The organism is Allobosea sp. CCNWLY174, assembly GCF_037120455.1.
Taxonomy (GTDB): domain Bacteria; phylum Pseudomonadota; class Alphaproteobacteria; order Rhizobiales; family Beijerinckiaceae; genus Allobosea; species Allobosea lupini.
Genome location: NZ_JBBBBQ010000005.1, coordinates 275,908 through 291,434, shown reverse-complemented (window position 1 = coordinate 291,434; position 15,527 = coordinate 275,908). Strand labels below are relative to the sequence as shown.

Annotated in this window: 17 protein-coding genes; 4 read left to right on the top strand and 13 right to left on the bottom strand. The window is 65.4% G+C overall.

All coding sequences use genetic code 11. The features are described from left to right. Nucleotides 1-58: 58 nt before the first annotated feature. The 9 genes from flaF to V7S63_RS17555 all read right to left on the bottom strand — a co-directional run bounded on the left by flaF (nucleotide 59) and on the right by V7S63_RS17555 (nucleotide 8,314). Nucleotides 59-430 (bottom strand): flagellar biosynthesis regulator FlaF, encoded by a 372-nt coding sequence (gene flaF / locus V7S63_RS17595; protein WP_091843208.1) that lies wholly within the window; start codon nucleotides 428-430, stop codon nucleotides 59-61. After that, a complete protein-coding gene (gene flbT / locus V7S63_RS17590) occupies nucleotides 414-806 on the bottom strand; it encodes a flagellar biosynthesis repressor FlbT (protein WP_091843204.1) in 393 nt (130 codons plus the stop codon). The genes flaF and flbT overlap by 17 nt, the downstream gene beginning before the upstream one ends. 34 nt (nucleotides 807-840) lie before the next feature. Next, nucleotides 841-2,181: a flagellin N-terminal helical domain-containing protein gene (locus V7S63_RS17585; protein ID WP_091843201.1), complete on the bottom strand. Its 1,341-nt coding sequence runs from the start codon at nucleotides 2,179-2,181 to the stop codon at nucleotides 841-843. A 187-nt stretch (nucleotides 2,182-2,368) separates the two neighbouring features. After that, the gene (locus V7S63_RS17580; protein WP_336531143.1) at nucleotides 2,369-3,694 is read right to left on the bottom strand and encodes a flagellin N-terminal helical domain-containing protein; all 1,326 of its coding nucleotides are present in this window, start codon (nucleotides 3,692-3,694) and stop codon (nucleotides 2,369-2,371) included. A gap of 288 nt (nucleotides 3,695-3,982) precedes the next feature. Continuing rightward, a complete protein-coding gene (locus tag V7S63_RS17575) occupies nucleotides 3,983-5,308 on the bottom strand; it encodes a flagellin N-terminal helical domain-containing protein (protein ID WP_336531142.1) in 1,326 nt (441 codons plus the stop codon). Nucleotides 5,309-5,565: 257 nt separating this feature from the next. Further along, nucleotides 5,566-6,036: a hypothetical protein gene (locus tag V7S63_RS17570; RefSeq protein ID WP_336531141.1), complete on the bottom strand. Its 471-nt coding sequence runs from the start codon at nucleotides 6,034-6,036 to the stop codon at nucleotides 5,566-5,568. A gap of 244 nt (nucleotides 6,037-6,280) precedes the next feature. Beyond that, nucleotides 6,281-6,769 carry a hypothetical protein gene (locus V7S63_RS17565; RefSeq protein ID WP_336531140.1) on the bottom strand — a complete coding sequence of 163 codons (489 nt, stop codon included), beginning with the start codon at nucleotides 6,767-6,769 and terminating at the stop codon, nucleotides 6,281-6,283. After that, complete coding sequence (locus V7S63_RS17560; RefSeq protein ID WP_091840796.1) at nucleotides 6,762-7,133, bottom strand: rod-binding protein; 372 nt, start codon at nucleotides 7,131-7,133, stop codon at nucleotides 6,762-6,764. Before V7S63_RS17560 ends, V7S63_RS17565 begins: the two co-directional genes overlap by 8 nt. Next, a complete protein-coding gene (locus V7S63_RS17555; RefSeq protein ID WP_425285472.1) occupies nucleotides 7,133-8,314 on the bottom strand; it encodes a flagellar basal body P-ring protein FlgI in 1,182 nt (393 codons plus the stop codon). Before V7S63_RS17555 ends, V7S63_RS17560 begins: the two co-directional genes overlap by 1 nt. A gap of 325 nt (nucleotides 8,315-8,639) precedes the next feature. On the opposite strand from V7S63_RS17555, the gene V7S63_RS17550 reads away from it, so the two are divergent. Then, nucleotides 8,640-9,047 carry a flagellar assembly protein FliX gene (locus tag V7S63_RS17550; RefSeq protein ID WP_336531139.1) on the top strand — a complete coding sequence of 136 codons (408 nt, stop codon included), beginning with the start codon at nucleotides 8,640-8,642 and terminating at the stop codon, nucleotides 9,045-9,047. Between the two features lie 86 nt (nucleotides 9,048-9,133). Here V7S63_RS17550 and V7S63_RS17545 read toward each other — a convergent pair whose 3' ends face one another. Both V7S63_RS17545 and V7S63_RS17540 read right to left on the bottom strand, forming a co-directional pair. Continuing rightward, nucleotides 9,134-9,679 (bottom strand): 2,4'-dihydroxyacetophenone dioxygenase family protein, encoded by a 546-nt coding sequence (locus V7S63_RS17545; protein WP_091840801.1) that lies wholly within the window; start codon nucleotides 9,677-9,679, stop codon nucleotides 9,134-9,136. Between the two features lie 89 nt (nucleotides 9,680-9,768). Then, the gene (locus V7S63_RS17540) at nucleotides 9,769-10,488 is read right to left on the bottom strand and encodes an SDR family NAD(P)-dependent oxidoreductase (protein WP_336531138.1); all 720 of its coding nucleotides are present in this window, start codon (nucleotides 10,486-10,488) and stop codon (nucleotides 9,769-9,771) included. Between the two features lie 216 nt (nucleotides 10,489-10,704). On the opposite strand from V7S63_RS17540, the gene V7S63_RS17535 reads away from it, so the two are divergent. From V7S63_RS17535 to V7S63_RS17525, 3 genes are all read left to right on the top strand, one after another. Next, nucleotides 10,705-11,919, top strand: coding sequence for an NADP-dependent isocitrate dehydrogenase (locus V7S63_RS17535; RefSeq protein ID WP_336531137.1), 1,215 nt, complete (start codon nucleotides 10,705-10,707; stop codon nucleotides 11,917-11,919). Nucleotides 11,920-12,108: 189 nt separating this feature from the next. Continuing rightward, on the top strand, nucleotides 12,109-13,200 hold the full coding sequence (locus tag V7S63_RS17530) for a sensor histidine kinase (protein WP_336531136.1): 1,092 nt from the start codon (nucleotides 12,109-12,111) through the stop codon (nucleotides 13,198-13,200). A gap of 73 nt (nucleotides 13,201-13,273) precedes the next feature. Further along, a complete protein-coding gene (locus V7S63_RS17525) occupies nucleotides 13,274-13,735 on the top strand; it encodes a GFA family protein (protein ID WP_100959339.1) in 462 nt (153 codons plus the stop codon). 3 nt (nucleotides 13,736-13,738) lie between these two features. Here the strand turns inward: V7S63_RS17525 and V7S63_RS17520 are convergent, their stop codons facing one another. Further along, the gene (locus V7S63_RS17520; RefSeq protein WP_336531135.1) at nucleotides 13,739-14,314 is read right to left on the bottom strand and encodes a hypothetical protein; all 576 of its coding nucleotides are present in this window, start codon (nucleotides 14,312-14,314) and stop codon (nucleotides 13,739-13,741) included. 53 nt (nucleotides 14,315-14,367) lie between these two features. Further along, the gene (locus V7S63_RS17515; RefSeq protein ID WP_336531134.1) at nucleotides 14,368-15,525 is read right to left on the bottom strand and encodes a cyclic nucleotide-gated ion channel; all 1,158 of its coding nucleotides are present in this window, start codon (nucleotides 15,523-15,525) and stop codon (nucleotides 14,368-14,370) included. Nucleotides 15,526-15,527 lie beyond the last annotated feature (2 nt).

The window sequence follows — 15,527 nt, the reverse complement described above, 5'->3', positions numbered from 1 at the left end:
CGGCCCGGATCGCTCCGGGCCGTTTTCGTTCGTATTCCGACTTGCCGCCCGAGGGCGTTCAGCGGCCGCGCAGGCCGGCGGCGATGTCGCGGTTGATGTTGACGAGGATGCCGATGGCGGCCGGCTCCGGCGCCGCGGCGATCTGGAACGTCCGGTTGAAGATGAAATTCGCGAGGCCGAGGATGTTGCGCTTGATCTCGACCGGCAGCGGATTGTCTTCGGCGATCACCGCCGAGACCAGAAGGGTCCAGAGCTTGCGGTTATAGGCCAGGGCTCCGTCGAGCTCGCCGGAACGGGTGGCCCAATCATCGACGATCATCTGGAGACGGGCGCCCGCCTTGAGCAGCAGGCCGGCTTCGAGTTCACGCGGCGACTGGACGTTCTGTGCCGTCTTCGACGCCGCGGCGTAGGCATTAAACCCGCTTTGCATGCTCGAGCAGTTCCGCCTCGTATGAGATCAGCTTCTTGGCAGCCTTGAGAGCTTTGTAGAGCTCACCGCTTAAGATGCAGTTATTGATTTCGGACATATGCGGCAAAGCGCTCGGCGCCGCCTGCATGAAGTCGCGCACGAGCTGGAAGTAGACTTCGTGCTGCTCGGTCGGATCGCCAGCCAGATACATCAGCTGTAGCGAGAGGTAGATCTTCTTGGCCGGCGTGTCGGCGCTGGCCGCGGTGAGGATGTCCTTCTCGCGCAGGATCGGCGCCTCGCCCTCGATGAAGAAGCGCGTGCGCTGCTCGTCGTTGCGGATGACGACCGAGCCGATGATGATGCGCTCGTTGGGCTTGAGCTCGACCTTGAGGGCCATGTCTGTCCCGCCTTCTGGCTATGAGGGGAGGGGCTCAGCCGAACAGGCGCAGCACGCCCTGGTCGGCCTGGTTGGCGAGCGAGAGGGCGGTCTGCGAGAGCTGCTGGCGCGTGTTGAGCGCGAGCAGGCTGGCGCCTTCCTCGTTCGGATCGGCCAGGACGAGATTGCCCGCGCCGGTGGTCAGCACGTTGGCGAGTTCCTTGGTGAAGTCCTGGCGCGTCTGCGCGACCGAAAGGTTCGAGCCGAGCGTCGAGGCCAGCGACTTCAAAGAGCTCAGCGAGCCGGTCAGGGCGGCGGTCGCCTTCTCGAGATCCATGTCGTTCTGGAAGTTGATGAAACCCGCCAGCTGCGTGTTGATCGCGCGCGGGATGCCGAGGTTGTCGGCCGTGATGGTCGAGCCCTGGATGTCGAGCCTGGTCTGGTTGCGGCCGGTCTTCTCGTTGAAGACGATCGAGAGGCGGTCGCCAGAGAGCAGGTTGATGCCGTTGTAGCTCGAATCCTTGGCGAGATCGTCGATCTTGTCGCGCAGGTCGTTGAACTGGTCGATCAGGTTCGAGCGCACCGCCGAGGTGATGTTCGACGAGGTGATGGTCGAAGTGCCGACATCGGCGTCGGCTGCGGCGAAGTTGATCGCAGTGTTGCTGTTGGTGCCGGCGACCTGCGCCGCAGTGATGGCGGCCGGGCCGGCGTTGCCGACGCCGAAACCGAACTCGACGGTCTGGGAGCCCTTGCCCTTGACGTTGAGCTGGCCCTTCTCGTCGACGAATGCCGTCACGAGGCCGGATTTATTGATCTCGTTGACGATGTCGCGAACCGTGGTCGTCGCCGTCAGTGCGAAGCTCGCCTCATAGGTGTCCGAGCCGACGGTGATCGAGAAGGCGGCGTTGGTGTTCGTCGTCGTATTGATGCCGAGATGACCGGGCGAAGTCGCGGTCGCCGCAGCGGGAGCAGCCGCGCCGGGCGCCCCGATCAGCTTGTCGAGCGCCACATCCTTCAGGCTCTTGCTGGTCACCGCGGTTTCGGCGGCGTTCGCCAAGGCGCCACCGGCCTTGGTCGGGCGGTTCTGGGCTGCGTCGGCCTGGGCCTGCTTGATCGTCGACTGCAGCGACTGAACCAGCTTGGTGATGCCGTCGATGCCCTTGGAGGCGGCCTGGATGGTTTGGATACCGTTCGAGATGCCGTCGAGCAGGTTGGTCAGCTGGCTCGAACGATCATTCAGCGACACGGAGGTGAAGTAGTTCACCGGATTGTCGATCGCCGAATTGACCTTGCGACCGGTCGCCAGGCGATTCTGGATCACGCCCTGCTGGGCGGTGGTCTGCTGGAGGGTCAGCAGGTTGTTGCGGACGCCGTTCGACAGGATGGTGTTGGCCATTTCAGGTCCCTCAGACAGCGCGATTCGGCGCTCAACGAGCTTGCTCTGAGCCAATAATCCTTTGTTAAGGCTAACAAACGGTTAATCACGTCGCTGCGCGCAAACGAAAAGCGGCGGAGCCGAAGCTCCGCCGCTCTTTTGCTTCGTCCCGCGTTCTGCGGGGTGATCCGCTTCTGCGGACCGAAGATCAGCCGAGGAGACGCAGGACGCCCTGGTCGGCCTGGTTGGCGAGCGAGAGCGCCTGCTGCGAGAGCTGCTGACGGGTCTGCAGCGCGAGCAGGGAGGCGGCCTCGGCGTTGAGGTCGGCGTTGACGAGGCTGTCGGCGCCGGAGGTCAGGACGTTCGCCAGGTCCTTGGTGAAGTCCTGGCGGGTCTGGACGACCGAGAGGTTGGCGCCGAAGGTCGAGGAGAGCGACTTCAGCGAGGTCAGCGCGCCGGTCAGCGACTTGGTCGCGGCTTCCAGATCGGAGTCGTTCTGGAAGTTGGTGCTGCCGGCGAGCTGGGTGTTGCCAGCCTTGACGATGCCGAGGTTGTCGGAGGTCAGCTGGGTGCCCTGGACGTCGAGCTTGGTCTGGTTCTTGCCGGTCTTCTCGTTGAAGACGACAGACAGACGGTCACCTGCGAGCAGGTTGATGCCGTTGAAGCCGGCATCCTTGGCGAGATCGTCGATCTTGGCGCGCAGGTCGTTGTACTGGTCGATCAGGTTCGAGCGCACCGCCGAGGTGATGCCCGACGAGGTGAGGCCGGCGCCGGTGCGATCGGCGGCGGCGAAGCCGACGGCCGTGTTGGCGCCACCGGTCTGAGCGTCGGTGATCGCGGCAGCGCCGCTCGCCGCCGCAGAACCGATACCGACCTGCAGAGCGTCGGAGCCGGTGCCCTTGACGTTGAGCTGGCCCTTCTCGTCGACGAAGGCGGTCGCGATGCCCGACTTGTTGATCTCGTTGACGAGGTCGCGGACCGTCGCGTTGGCGCCGCCGAACGAGGCCTCATAGGTCGTCGAACCGGCGACGATCGAGATGCCGATGTTGACGTTGGCGGTGGCGAGGCCGATGTTGCCCGAGCTCGACGCCGTGGCAGTATTGTTCGCGGCGCTGGCATCGTCATCGAGCAATTTCTTGTCGAGGGCGATGTCCTTCAGGCTCTTGCTGGTGAGGGCGACTTCAGCCGCGTTGGCCAGAGCCGTGCCGGCCTTGGTCGGGCGGTTCTGAGCCGCGTCGGCCTGGGCCTGCTTCACGGTCGACTGCAGCGAACCGACGAGCTTGGTGATGCCGTCGATGCCCTTGGAGGCAGCCTGGATGGTCTGGATGCCGTTCGAGATGCCGTCGAGCAGGCCGGTGAGCTGGCTCGAGCGATCATTCAGCGAGGCGGCGGTGAAGAAGTTGACCGGGCTGTCGATCGCGGAGTTGACCTTCTTGCCGGTGGCGAGACGGTTCTGGATCTGCGCGGACTGGGCGGCGGTCGACTGCAGCGTCGAGAGATTGTTGCGAACGCCGGCAGAGAGCGAAACGGCCATGATTTGATACCTTCCTGGTATGGTGCCTTCTGGCATCGAGCCCGTTCTGGACCCGACGGGGAGACCATGCGTCCGATCTCGTAACGAGCGGTAAATTCGGGGCGACGAACTGCTCGCAAACCGGGCGAAGTCCCGGCATGGTTAACGGATCCGGAACGGCCGCGGTCGAGACCGCGCGAGCTGCCGATTCCGAACTGGGCCCAAACGAAAAGCGGCGGAGCCGAGGCTCCGCCGCTCTTTTGCTTCGTCCCGCGTTCTGCGGGGTGATCCGCTCCTGCGGACCGAAGATCAGCCGAGGAGACGCAGGACGCCCTGGTCGGCCTGGTTGGCGAGCGAAAGCGCCTGCTGCGAGAGCTGCTGACGGGTCTGCAGCGCGAGCAGGGAGGCGGCTTCCTGGTTGAGGTCGGCGTTGACGAGGTTGTCCGCGCCGGAGGTCAGGACGTTCGCCAGGTCCTTGGTGAAGTCCTGCCGGGTCTGGACGACCGAGAGGCTCGCACCGAAGGTCGAGGAGAGCGACTTCAGCGAGGTCAACGCGCCGGTCAGCGACTTGGTCGCGGCTTCCAGATCGGAGTCGTTCTGGAAGTTGGTGCTACCGGCGAGCTGGGTGTTGCCAGCCTTGACGATGCCGAGGTTGTCGGACGTCAACTGCGTGCCCTGCACGTCGAGCTTGGTCTGGTTCTTGCCGGTCTTCTCGTTGAAGACGACAGAGAGACGGTCACCCGTGAGCAGGTTGATGCCGTTGAAGCCGGCATCCTTGGCGAGATCGTCGATCTTGCTGCGCAGGTCGTTGTACTGGTCGATCAGGTTCGAGCGCACCGCCGAGGTGATGCCCGACGAGGTGAGGCCGGCGCCCGTACGATCCGCGGCGGCGAAGCCGACGGCCGTGTTGGCGCCACCGGTCTGAGCGTCGGTGATCGCGGCAGCGCCGCTCGCCGCCGCAGAACCGATACCGACCTGCAGAGCGTCGGAGCCGGTGCCCTTGACGTTGAGCTGGCCCTTCTCGTCGACGAAGGCGGTCGCGATGCCCGACTTGTTGATCTCGTTGACGAGGTCGCGGACCGTCGCGTTGGCGCCGCCGAACGAGGCCTCATAGGTCGTCGAACCGGCGACGATCGAGATGCCGATGTTGACGTTGGCGGTGGCGAGGCCGATGTTGCCCGAGCTCGACGCCGTGGCAGCATTGTTCGCGGCGCTGGCATCGTCATCGAGCAATTTCTTGTCGAGGGCGATGTCCTTCAGGCTCTTGCTGGTGGTCGTGACTTCTGCCGCAGTGGCGAGAGCCGTGCCGGCCTTGGTCGGACGGTTCTGAGCCGCGTCGGCCTGGGCCTGCTTGATCGTCGACTGCAGCGAACCGACGAGCTTGGTGATGCCGTCGATGCCCTTGGAGGCAGCCTGGATGGTCTGGATGCCGTTCGAGATGCCGTCGAGCAGGCCGGTGAGCTGGCTCGAGCGATCATTCAGCGAGGCGGCGGTGAAGAAGTTGACCGGGCTGTCGATCGCGGAGTTGACCTTCTTGCCGGTAGCAAGACGGTTCTGGATCTGCGAGGACTGGGCGGCGGTCGATTGCAGCGTCGCAAGGTTATTGCGGACGCCAGCAGAGAGAGAAACGGCCATTTTATAATACCTTCCTGGTATGGTGCCTTCTGGCGTCGAGACCGTTCTGGCCGCGACCGAGGCAGGATGCGGCCGATTTCGTAACGAGCGGTGAATCCGGAGCGGCGAATTGCCCGCAATTTGGGCGAAGTTGCGAACTAGTTAACGAGTGTTAAATACTGTCGTGGCCAGGCTTGTGCGATCGGATCTGGCTTGACTAACGAAAAACGCCGCCGGCGAATACCAGCGGCGTCGAATGATGAGTGAGGTCGCTAAGCCTAGGCGAGGCGCTCGACCTCGTGATTGCGAGGAGCTTCCGCCTCACGATTACGCTCGATGATCTCGCGCGACCAGATGCGCAGCTTCAGCAGCGTCTCGTCAGGGAGCTGCTCGACAACTTCGCCGGTATCGCGGTTGGTCTTACGCAGTATGACGCTGCGCGTCTTCGGCTCGATATCGAGGCGCCGCTCGATCACGTCGCGCAACTCCTGCTGGCGGCGCTGCTCATCGAAGCGGCGTTGCTGGGCGGTATCGTCCTGCGCGCTCTGCTGGCGCTGCGCGTCGGAGCGGCGCTCCTCGGCACGGGCCCGGATGTCGAGCTGGACCGGTTCGCCAGCGGGGACCGAACGGACGGTCTTCTCCGGGGGGAGCTCGACCGGGGTCGCGCCGTTCTGGACGGAAATGTCGGTGCGGATCGTTGCCTGGACGGCACCGGTCGCGAACGTCTTTGGTGTCGCGCCGAAATCCATTCTGGACTCCTCTCGCAAGGGCGGACTTCTTCCAAGCCTGAGAGGATGCGGCAGAGAGTTGAATCCGCCGTTAGAGAAATTGGTAAATTGCAATGCGTTTTGCGCATTTCTCGCGCCTCGACAGCGTTAATGCTGCTTAGGTCGAGTCTCGGCTCAGATTAACCATGCAGTCTTTCGCCTGCGATGAATTCCTGATCTGAACATGCCGCAGGTGCTCGGATGTTTCTTCTTGCGGGCGGGGGGCTCACAGACTCTTCGAAATCACCATCGGGCCGGCATTGGGCCGCGCGAAGACTCCGGCGCCGACGGTCGCGGTCGGGCCGTAGCCGGGCGCCCTGTTCTGCTTGTTGGTGTCGACGGCCAGGTCGCGCATGATCGATTCCGAGATCGCCCGGGCCGTCGCCAGTACGGTCTGGTTGAGGTCGATCAGCTCCTGGAAGGCGAGATGGGTGCTCTTCAGGCGCTTGACCCGCTCCGGGGCGAAGCGGGCGAGCGCCACTGCGTTCAGTTTCACCTGCTCGACGCCCTTCATATAGACGCCGGCGAGCTCGGCCTTGCGTGCTTCGCGCTCCATCGCATCCTTGAGGCGTCCGGCCTTGACCAGCCCGGTCTCCTCGCCGACGACATGGGAAAGCGCGCTCAGCGTCTCCATCACGGCCTCGATCAGGCGTTCGGCCTCGATGGCGTTCGAGACGCGCGGGCGTTCGTCGACGACGCGCATCCGCTCAAGCATTGCCGGCTCCCGCCGACGTGGCAGCGGACTTGCCGGCCGAAGCCTGGACCTGGATCAGGTCCCGCATGATCTGGTCGGAGAGGCCGACGCCGCCGGACTTCTGGATCTGCTTGGCGTATTCCTGCGTCAGCATCGACCGCCAGACGTCGCCGCCCGTGCCGTTCTCGCCGAGCGGGCCTTCGGTCCCGCTCGAGCTCATCATGGTCTGGGTGAAGTTCTCGAGGAAGACGGTCTCGAAATCGTCGGCGGTCTTCTTGGCCTTGGTGTTCTGCGTGGAGCTGAGCGCGTCGGCGATGCCGCCGGCCAGCTTGGTGGCGGCGCCGATGGCGAGCTTGGCGGCAGGAGCGGCGAGGAGGGCACTCATTACATCACCTCGATGTCGGCTTGCAGCGCGCCGGCTGCCTTGATGGCTTGCAGGATGGAAAGCAGGTCGCGCGGGCCGATGCCGAGCGCGTTCAGCCCGTCGACCAGTTCGCGCAAGGTGACGCTCTCCTTGACGAGGGCGAGCTTGTTGTTGCCCTCGGTGTCGACCTTGACGTTGCTGCGCGGGACGACGACGGTCCGGCCATTGGAGAGCTCGTTGGGCTGGCTGACCTGCGGTTCCTCCGAGATCGTCACCGTCAGGTTGCCCTGGGCGACGGCCACGGTGGAGACGCGGACATCCTTGCCCATCACGATAATGCCGGAGCGCTCGTCGATGACGACACGGGCACCCTGATCGGGCTCGACCCGAAGCTGCTCGATATCGGTGAGCAGGCGGATCATGTTGCCCTGGAAGCGCGGCGGGATCTGCAGCACCACGGTCGACGGGTCGGTCGGCTCGGCCGAGTCGCCGCCGATGAAGTCGTTGATCGCGGCGGCGATGCGGCGGGCGGTGGTGAGGTCGGGATTGCGCAGCGACAGGCGCAGCGTCTTCAGCTTGTTCAGGGCGAAGTCGATCTCGCGCTCGACCAGGCCGCCATTGGCGATGCGCCCGACGGTCGGCACGCCGCGGGTGATCTTGGCGGCGTCGGCTTCAGCCGAGAAGCCGGCGATCGCGACCGGGCCCTGCGAAACGGCGTAGACCTCGCCATCGGCGCCGAGCAGCGGGGTCGCGAGCAATGTGCCGCCCTGCAGCGACTTGGCATCGCCCAGCGCCGAGACGGTGACGTCGAGGCGTGTGCCCTGGACGGCGAAAGGCGGCAGATTGGCGGTGATCATCACCGCCGCGACATTGGCGGTGCGCATGCTGGCGCCACGGGTGTTGACGCCGAGGCGCTCCAGCATCGCCTGCAGCGACTGCTTGGTGAAAGGCGCGTTGTTGAGCGTATCGCCGGTGCCGTTGAGGCCGACGACGATGCCGTAGCCGAGGATCTGGTTGCTGCGCACGCCCTCGACCGAGGCGAGGTCCTTGATGCGCGAGAGCGCGGTGCCCATGCCGCCGCTGCCGGCGAAGGCGGTGCGCGAGACGCCGGCCTCGGCCGCGCCGTTGCGCGTCGGAGCGTGGCTGCTGACGCCATTGCCGCCCCGAGCCAAAGGCGGCGCCGGAGCAAGATCGGCCGCCATCGCGGCGCCGGCCAGCAGCAAGGCTGCGAGCGGCGTCAGCAGATGGTGGAGGCGGAGGAAGCTAGGCATATGGCACCGGGTGGATCTGATGTCGCCAAGCCGTTGCGAAGAGCGTGCCAATTCGGAAGAAAGCGAAAACGCTTTTTAATCAGTATTTTAGAGATGGGACGTCAGATTGCTCATGGCGGGGCGGCCGGTACAAAGCTGCCGCCCCCGGCAAATCCTGCCGGGCGGTTTACCGCTCCTTAACCACGTTGCCGGCACAAGGAAGCGGGTCGGGCAGCGTCCCTGCAGCGCCTTTTCGGGCCGACCTTGCGAGAGCGTGATGATCCGCATCGACCAGCGCAGTCCGATCTCCTCGACGACGTCGACCAGTCGCAGCGGCACGACCGGCGGCTCGAGCTTCCGCCTGCCGGCCCGCGAGAGCGCCGGCGCGGCACAGGGCGCGGCCGTCAGCCATGCCGGCTCGCTCGACGGTTTGCTCGCGGTTCAGGCCGAGGAGGACGGGCAGGAGCGCAAGCGGCGCCAGGCCCGCCGCGGCCATGACCTGCTCGACGGGTTGGACCGGCTGAAGGCCGCCCTGCTCTCCGGGCGTGTCTCGCCGGCGGAGCTGGAGCGGCTGAAGGCGATGCTGTCGGCGCGGCGCGAGGCGACCGACGATCCCCGCCTCGACGAGGTCCTCGCCCATATCGAATTGCGCGCGGCGGTCGAGCTGGCGAAGCTCGGGCGCTGAGCGAGGGGCATCCCCTTCTCCCGCAAGGGGAGAGGGGAGGCGCGGTTCAATCGGCGACCCCTTGGTCGAATGAACGGCGAGCCAAATCAGCGGATGAACTGATCGGCGTACTCCGCCCCGAGGCCGTTGGTGGCGTAGTGCGCCCGGCATTTGTCGAGCCGGGTGAAGACGTCGTCATAGCCGAGGCATTTGCCGTCAGGATCGACATAGATCATCGCGCCGTTGACCTGGAACATGGTGATCATCTCCTCGACGTCGGGATCGACCACCAGCGTATGGGTCTCGCCGGGCGCCTCGTAGACATAGGAGCCCTCCGTCGCGGTCCAGTCATGCTCGAGATAGCGCCACTTTCCCCGCAGCACATAACCATGGACGGGCTGGGGATGGCGATGGCGCGAGAGCACGCCGGCGCGGCGCACGCGCAGCAGGTTCATCCAGTAGCCACGCGTCACCGATAGGCACAAAGGCCGGAACCAGACATTGTCGTCGACCGGCACCCAGACGCGCTCATCCTCCGGGATGACGTTCGGCACGATCAGCTCCGGCGGAGAATCCTTCGGCTGCGGGTGCCGATAGGGTGTCCAGCGTTCTTCGGTGCTGACCTGGACGGGGACCGGGCTGACCTTGTTCATCGCTGTTTCCTCCGGTTGAGTTTCTGATTCAGCTGGCTGGGCGATCGATTCAGGAAACGCCGCCAGATCGCTGGTGTTTCTCAGTCTTTTCAGACGGCGAGATAGCCGCCGTCGACCGGCAGGATCGTGCCGGTGATGAAGCGGGCGGCATCCGAGAGCAGGAACAGCACCGCCCCGCCGACATCGCCCGGCTCGCCCCAGCGGTTCATCGGGGTGCGCGAGAGGATCGGGGCGGAGCGGGCTGCGTCCTCGATGAGAGGCCTGGTCAGTTCGGTCGCGATCCAGCCGGGCGCGACCGCGTTGACGCGGATACCGTCCTGCGCCCAGGCGGCGGCGAGCGACTTGGTCAACTGGCCCACGCCGCCCTTCGAGGCGGAATAGCCCGGCGCATAGGCCGAGCCGTGGAAGGTCAGCATCGAAGCGGTGTTGACGATCGCGCCTTTGCTCGCGGCGAGCTTGTCCTTCGCTGCCAGGCACATGCGCATCGAGCCGGTGAGATTGACCTCGAGGGTTAGCCGGAAGGCCTCGATCTCGAATTCCTTGCCGCCGCGCTGGATCATGCCGGCGCAGTTGACCAGCGCGTCGATGCGCTCGCAGCCGGCGACGATCGCTGCGACCTGCGCATCGCTGGTGACGTCGAGGCGGGCATGACGGATGGCGGCATGGGCGGGCGTCGCCGCGACCTCCTCCTGCGTGAGACCGGTGGCGAGGACCTGGTAGCCGGCCTCGGCGAGTGCAAGCGCGGCGCCGGCGCCGATGCCGCGGGTGCCGCCGGTGACGAGGGCGAGGGGAGAGGAGGAGCTGGTCATGGCTCCAATCTAAATCGGTTCGCAACATTGCCAACTGCGTTGCACAGCGGGGCGCCCTGCGTCGGGGCCGGGGGACATCGGTCACGCCCCCGCGCGTTGCCCAAAAGGCCGGCTTCCCCCTAGCAGCGGAACCCGCTAGGAAGCGCGCGGGCTGGTAGTGGCGCTCAGCTGCTGCCTGCAATCGTTCCAGACTGACCAGAGCAGGGGTCGCATCACATGAGCAAGATCAAGGTCGCCAACCCGGTCGTCGACATGGACGGCGACGAGATGACCCGCATCATCTGGCAGCACATCAAGGACAAGCTGATCTTCCCCTATCTCGACCTCGAGCTCGATTATTTCGACCTTTCGGTCCAGAACCGTGACGCGACCGACGACCAGGTCACGATCGACGCCGCCAACGCCACCAAGAAGCATGGCGTCGCGGTCAAGTGCGCCACCATCACGCCGGATGAGGCGCGCGTGAAGGAGTTCAACCTCAAGTCGATGTGGAAAAGCCCGAACGGCACGATCCGCAACATCCTGGGCGGCGTGATCTTCCGCGAGCCGATCATCTGCAAGAACGTCCCGCGCCTGGTGCCCGGCTGGACCCAGCCGATCGTCATCGGCCGCCATGCCTATGGCGACCAGTACCGCGCGACCGATTTCAAGTTCCCCGGCAAGGGCACGCTCTCGATCAAGTTCGTCGGCGAGGACGGCAACGTCATCGAGAAGGAGGTCTTCAAGGCCCCCGACGCCGGTGTCGCGATGGCGATGTACAATCTCGACGACTCGATCCGCGATTTCGCCCGGGCGTCGCTGAACTACGGCCTGATGCGCAAGTATCCGGTCTATCTCTCGACCAAGAACACCATCCTCAAGACCTATGACGGGCGCTTCAAGGACATCTTCCAGGAGATCTTCGACGCCGAGTTCAAGGCGGAGTTCGACAAGCTCGGCATCACCTATGAGCACCGCCTGATCGACGACATGGTGGCGTCGGCGATGAAGTGGTCGGGCGGCTATGTCTGGGCCTGCAAGAACTATGATGGCGACGTTCAGTCCGACACGGTGGCGCAGGGCTTCGGCTCGCTCGGCCTGATGACCTCGGTGCTGATGACGCCGGATGGCAAGACCGTCGAGGCCGAGGCCGCGCACGGCACGGTGACCCGCCACTACCGCGAGCACCAGAAGGGCAAGGAGACCTCGACCAACTCGATCGCCTCGATCTTCGCTTGGACCCGCGGCCTCGCCCACCGCGCCAAGCTCGATGACAATGCCGAACTTGCCAAGTTCGCGACCCTGCTCGAGAAGGTCACGGTCGACACCGTCGAGGCCGGCGACATGACCAAGGACCTGGCGCTGCTGGTCGGCCCCGACCAGAAGTTCCTCTCGACCACCGGCTTCCTCGACAAGGTCAGCGACAACCTGAAGAAGGCGATGGCTGCGTAAGCGGCGTCGAGCCTGCCGACGATTCGAAGCCCGGCCAGTCTGGCCGGGCTTTTTCTCGTGGAGTGGAAGGCGTGAATGTCCGGGCAAGCAAGTCACCCCTAGGGGTGGAAGCTGACGTCAGCAATTGACTTCGACTTACGGCTGAGATTGTGGTTACTGGGAGTTCGAGCCGGTAATAGGTGGCAAATCTTGAACTTTGAGTACCGCGAGGCAGAGCGTCTGCAGGCGCTGGCGAACTACGATATGCTCGATACGCCGCGTGAGCGGGACTTCGACGAGATTGCGAGCCTGGCCTCCCGCATTTGCCAAACTCCCATAGCCGTGGTGAACCTCATCGCGGAAGATCGGCAGTTCTTCAAAGCAGAGGTCGGCCTTGGGGTTCGCGAAACGCCCCTCGACAACTCCTTCTGTGCAAAGGCGATCCTGGAGCAGGACTTCCTGCTCGTCCCGGATGCGACCAAAGACGCACGCTTCGATTGTAACCCTCTCGTCACCGGGGAACCCGGCCTGCGCTTTTATGCGGGTGCGCTGTTGAAGACCGAGGAAGGTCACGCAATCGGGACAGTCTGCGTCCTGGACTATCAGCCCCGCGTTCTCACAGAGCTCCAGCAGGACACGCTGAAAGTCCTGGCTAGACAGGTCATGCGGCAGTTGGAACTCCGTAGGGTCTTGCGCGACCGCGACAATGCCCAGCGCCAGCAGACCTTGCTCAACGCAGAAATCTCTCACCGCATGAAGAATACGTTGGCGATGGTGCAGGCCATCGCCACCCAGACACTCAAGGGCGTGGCCGAGCGCGATGCCGTCGCTGCATTTATCCAACGTATCTCGGCCATGGGCACGGCCCATGACCAACTTCTGCAGCAGGACTGGGCGGCTGCCTCCCTGATCAATGTTATTCGGCCGATGCTTAAATTACATGGCGACGGCGGTCGCATCCGAACCACAGGTCCGGACATCGAGCTTGGCCAGAAGGCGACCGTCTCCATCTCGTTATTGCTCCACGAGTTGGCGACGAATGCCGTCAAGTACGGCGCTCTGTCCGTACCGGCAGGCAAAGTCGATCTCACATGGAAAATCGAGACCGGTGCCGAGCCGTTCATCAGGTTGACTTGGGAAGAATTCGATGGCCCCAGAGTCGCCGAGCCTGAAAGGACGAGCTTCGGCTCTCGCCTCATTCAGATGGGTCTCGTGGGCAAGGGTGGGGTCGAAAAGCAGTACCTGCCGAGCGGCCTGCTTGCCACATTCGAGGCGACGATATCGGATGTACGAGAACTCTGAAGATGTCGCTCCGCCGCGTTCAGCAGGTCGGCGCTCCCGTTAGCGGAATGTCGGAAGTCGATCGGAAGCAGACATGACAGGAACGACATCCCCCCTCACCGGCGGCTGTCAGTGCGGCGCGGTGCGCTACCGGCTGCTGAAGCCACCGCACAAGGTCTCAGTCTGTTTCTGCCGGATGTGCCAGAAGGCGGTCGGCAATTATTTCGGCGCCTTCGCCTCCTCGCGCATCGAGAACGTCGTCTGGACGCGCGGGACGCCTTCGGTCTTCCGCTCGTCGGAGGTGGCCGAGCGCGGCTTCTGCAGGGAGTGCGGCACGCCGCTGAGCTTCAGCTATCCGGCCGCTGGCACGCTTGCGCTCGCGGTCGGCAGTCTCGACGATGCCACCGCCTTTTCCCCGACCCATGCCTATGGCGTCGAGGGCAGGGCCCCCTGGTTCGACGCGTTATGCCGCCTGGAGGGCACACGGACCGAGGACGACATCCCGGCGGATGAGCTGCCGGGTTATCGCTCGCGCCAGCATCCCGATCATGACTGAGCGCTACTCGACCACGAGTTCGCGCCGCGCCAGCACGCGCGAGCCGGTGAGGGGCGCGTCCATCACATAGCGCAGCTCATAAGCCCCGGGCTCGGCCGGCGCCTCCAGCGTGCTCTCGACATTCTCGGCCGGGAAGAAATTCGGCCCCTGCGCCTCGGGCGGTGCATCCGGCTTGACCAGCACGACGCGGTCGCGGTCGCCATTGGGGCCGATGCCGCGCACGGGCAGCGGATTGCCGCGCGCGACGCGGGCAGGGGCGGCGAGCGTTGCAGCCGGCTCGGTCGTCACCAGCGGCTGGCGCAGCAGGACGACCGGCTTGCCGTCGCTCTCACCGAGCAGGCGCCATTCGAAGCTGCCGACCTCGCCCGGCGCCGGCAGCGACAGCGCCGGGACCTGGCCGAGCGGAGAAGCGACGATCGCCGCATCCGGAGGATCGCCCGGCCGGCTGATGGCGAGGCGGGCATTGGCCGGGGCGCGGCTGACGAACACCGCCGCCATGGCGCCGGCCATCAGCGTGCGCGGCGCCGACAGGCTCGGGCCCTGCGGCTGGCGCTGCTGCGGCCGCGGCTGCTGGGCCATGGCAGGGCTGCCTGCGCAGAGGAGCAAAGCGAGGATCGTGCGGCGGGTCGGCATCATGCTGCTGCAAGTCGATGGAGATGGGCGGCGAGTTCCGGGTGACGCAGCATGAGCAGACGAAAATCGGCAGGATCAAGGACGAGCAGCTTGGTCGCGACCGTGGCATGCGCCGCGATGCCGCCCTCGGCAGCCGCGAGCTCGGTCAGGCAGAGCTCGCCGAAATAGCAGCCTTCGTCGAGCCGGCGGCTGCCATCGGGCTCGACGAGCTCGACCTCGCCGCTGGCGACGAAATAGAGCGAGTGCGCCGGCTCGTGCGGGCGCAGCACGACGCCGCCACCGCGCACGGTCCGGGCGCGCAATGCGTTCATGATCTCGGCGATCTCGGCGGCGTCGAGCCCGCTGAAGAGCGGCACGCGCGCCAGCATGCTCCAGGTGACGACGAACTCACGCCGGTGGATCTCCTGGGCGAAGGCGGTGGCGATGATGCCGACCGGCAGCGCCAGCATGACGAGGCCCATCACGGCGGTCAGCGACGCGACGACCTTGCCGAGCGGGCTGACCGGGAAGGCATCGCCATAGCCGACGGTGGTCAGCGTCACGATCGCCCACCACATCGCATCGGGGATGGTGCCGAACTTGTCCGGCTGCACGTCGTGCTCGACGAAATGCATCGCGGTCGCCGATAGCAGCATCACGCCGATCAGGATGACGACGCAGGCGGCGAGCGCCTTGCGCTCGGCATGCAGCGCCGCGCCGAGGGAAGCCATGCCGGGCGAATAGCGGCCGAGCTTGAAGAAGCGCAGCAGCCGGAACAGCAGCAGGATCTTGAGATCGCCATAGCCGAGCAGGGCGGCATAGAGCGGCACGGTGGCGAGGAAGTCGAGCAGGGCCGGCGGTGACAGCGCATAGGCGCGCCGCGCCGCCCAGTTGCTCAGTCCGCGGTAGCGCGCATGCTCGGGGGCGACCCAGAGCCGGACCCCATATTCGAGCGTGAACAGCACGGTCGAGGCCAGCTCGATCCCATGGAACAGGCGCTCGTGGGCGGTAGCGAAGCGCGGCACCGATTCCAGCACCAGCGCCGTGATGTTGACGACGATCAGCGCCACCAGCCCGCCATGGACGAGCCGCGCCGAGAGATCGTCGCCCGCGCCCCGGTCGATGATCAGATGCGCCCGCCGCCGCCAGCTCATGCCAGGCTGCGGGGCGGCGGACATGG

What these genes read in the sequence shown, in the direction of transcription:
- V7S63_RS17555 (WP_425285472.1), bottom strand. Translation starts at nt 8,314, where the DNA reads ATGGCGGCCGATCTTGCTCCGGCGCCGCCTTTGGCTCGGGGCGGCAAT.
- V7S63_RS17575 (WP_336531142.1), bottom strand. Translation starts at nt 5,308, where the DNA reads ATGGCCGTTTCTCTCTCTGCTGGCGTCCGCAATAACCTTGCGACGCTG.
- V7S63_RS17585 (WP_091843201.1), bottom strand. Translation starts at nt 2,181, where the DNA reads ATGGCCAACACCATCCTGTCGAACGGCGTCCGCAACAACCTGCTGACC.
- V7S63_RS17535 (WP_336531137.1), top strand. Translation starts at nt 10,705, where the DNA reads ATGAGCAAGATCAAGGTCGCCAACCCGGTCGTCGACATGGACGGCGAC.
- flbT (WP_091843204.1), bottom strand. Translation starts at nt 806, where the DNA reads ATGGCCCTCAAGGTCGAGCTCAAGCCCAACGAGCGCATCATCATCGGC.
- V7S63_RS17520 (WP_336531135.1), bottom strand. Translation starts at nt 14,314, where the DNA reads ATGGCCCAGCAGCCGCGGCCGCAGCAGCGCCAGCCGCAGGGCCCGAGC.
- V7S63_RS17540 (WP_336531138.1), bottom strand. Translation starts at nt 10,488, where the DNA reads ATGACCAGCTCCTCCTCTCCCCTCGCCCTCGTCACCGGCGGCACCCGC.
- V7S63_RS17565 (WP_336531140.1), bottom strand. Translation starts at nt 6,769, where the DNA reads ATGCTTGAGCGGATGCGCGTCGTCGACGAACGCCCGCGCGTCTCGAAC.
- V7S63_RS17545 (WP_091840801.1), bottom strand. Translation starts at nt 9,679, where the DNA reads ATGAACAAGGTCAGCCCGGTCCCCGTCCAGGTCAGCACCGAAGAACGC.
- V7S63_RS17525 (WP_100959339.1), top strand. Translation starts at nt 13,274, where the DNA reads ATGACAGGAACGACATCCCCCCTCACCGGCGGCTGTCAGTGCGGCGCG.
- flaF (WP_091843208.1), bottom strand. Translation starts at nt 430, where the DNA reads ATGCAAAGCGGGTTTAATGCCTACGCCGCGGCGTCGAAGACGGCACAG.
- V7S63_RS17580 (WP_336531143.1), bottom strand. Translation starts at nt 3,694, where the DNA reads ATGGCCGTTTCGCTCTCTGCCGGCGTTCGCAACAATCTCTCGACGCTG.
- V7S63_RS17550 (WP_336531139.1), top strand. Translation starts at nt 8,640, where the DNA reads ATGATCCGCATCGACCAGCGCAGTCCGATCTCCTCGACGACGTCGACC.
- V7S63_RS17515 (WP_336531134.1), bottom strand. Translation starts at nt 15,525, where the DNA reads ATGTCCGCCGCCCCGCAGCCTGGCATGAGCTGGCGGCGGCGGGCGCAT.
- V7S63_RS17570 (WP_336531141.1), bottom strand. Translation starts at nt 6,036, where the DNA reads ATGGATTTCGGCGCGACACCAAAGACGTTCGCGACCGGTGCCGTCCAG.
- V7S63_RS17560 (WP_091840796.1), bottom strand. Translation starts at nt 7,133, where the DNA reads ATGAGTGCCCTCCTCGCCGCTCCTGCCGCCAAGCTCGCCATCGGCGCC.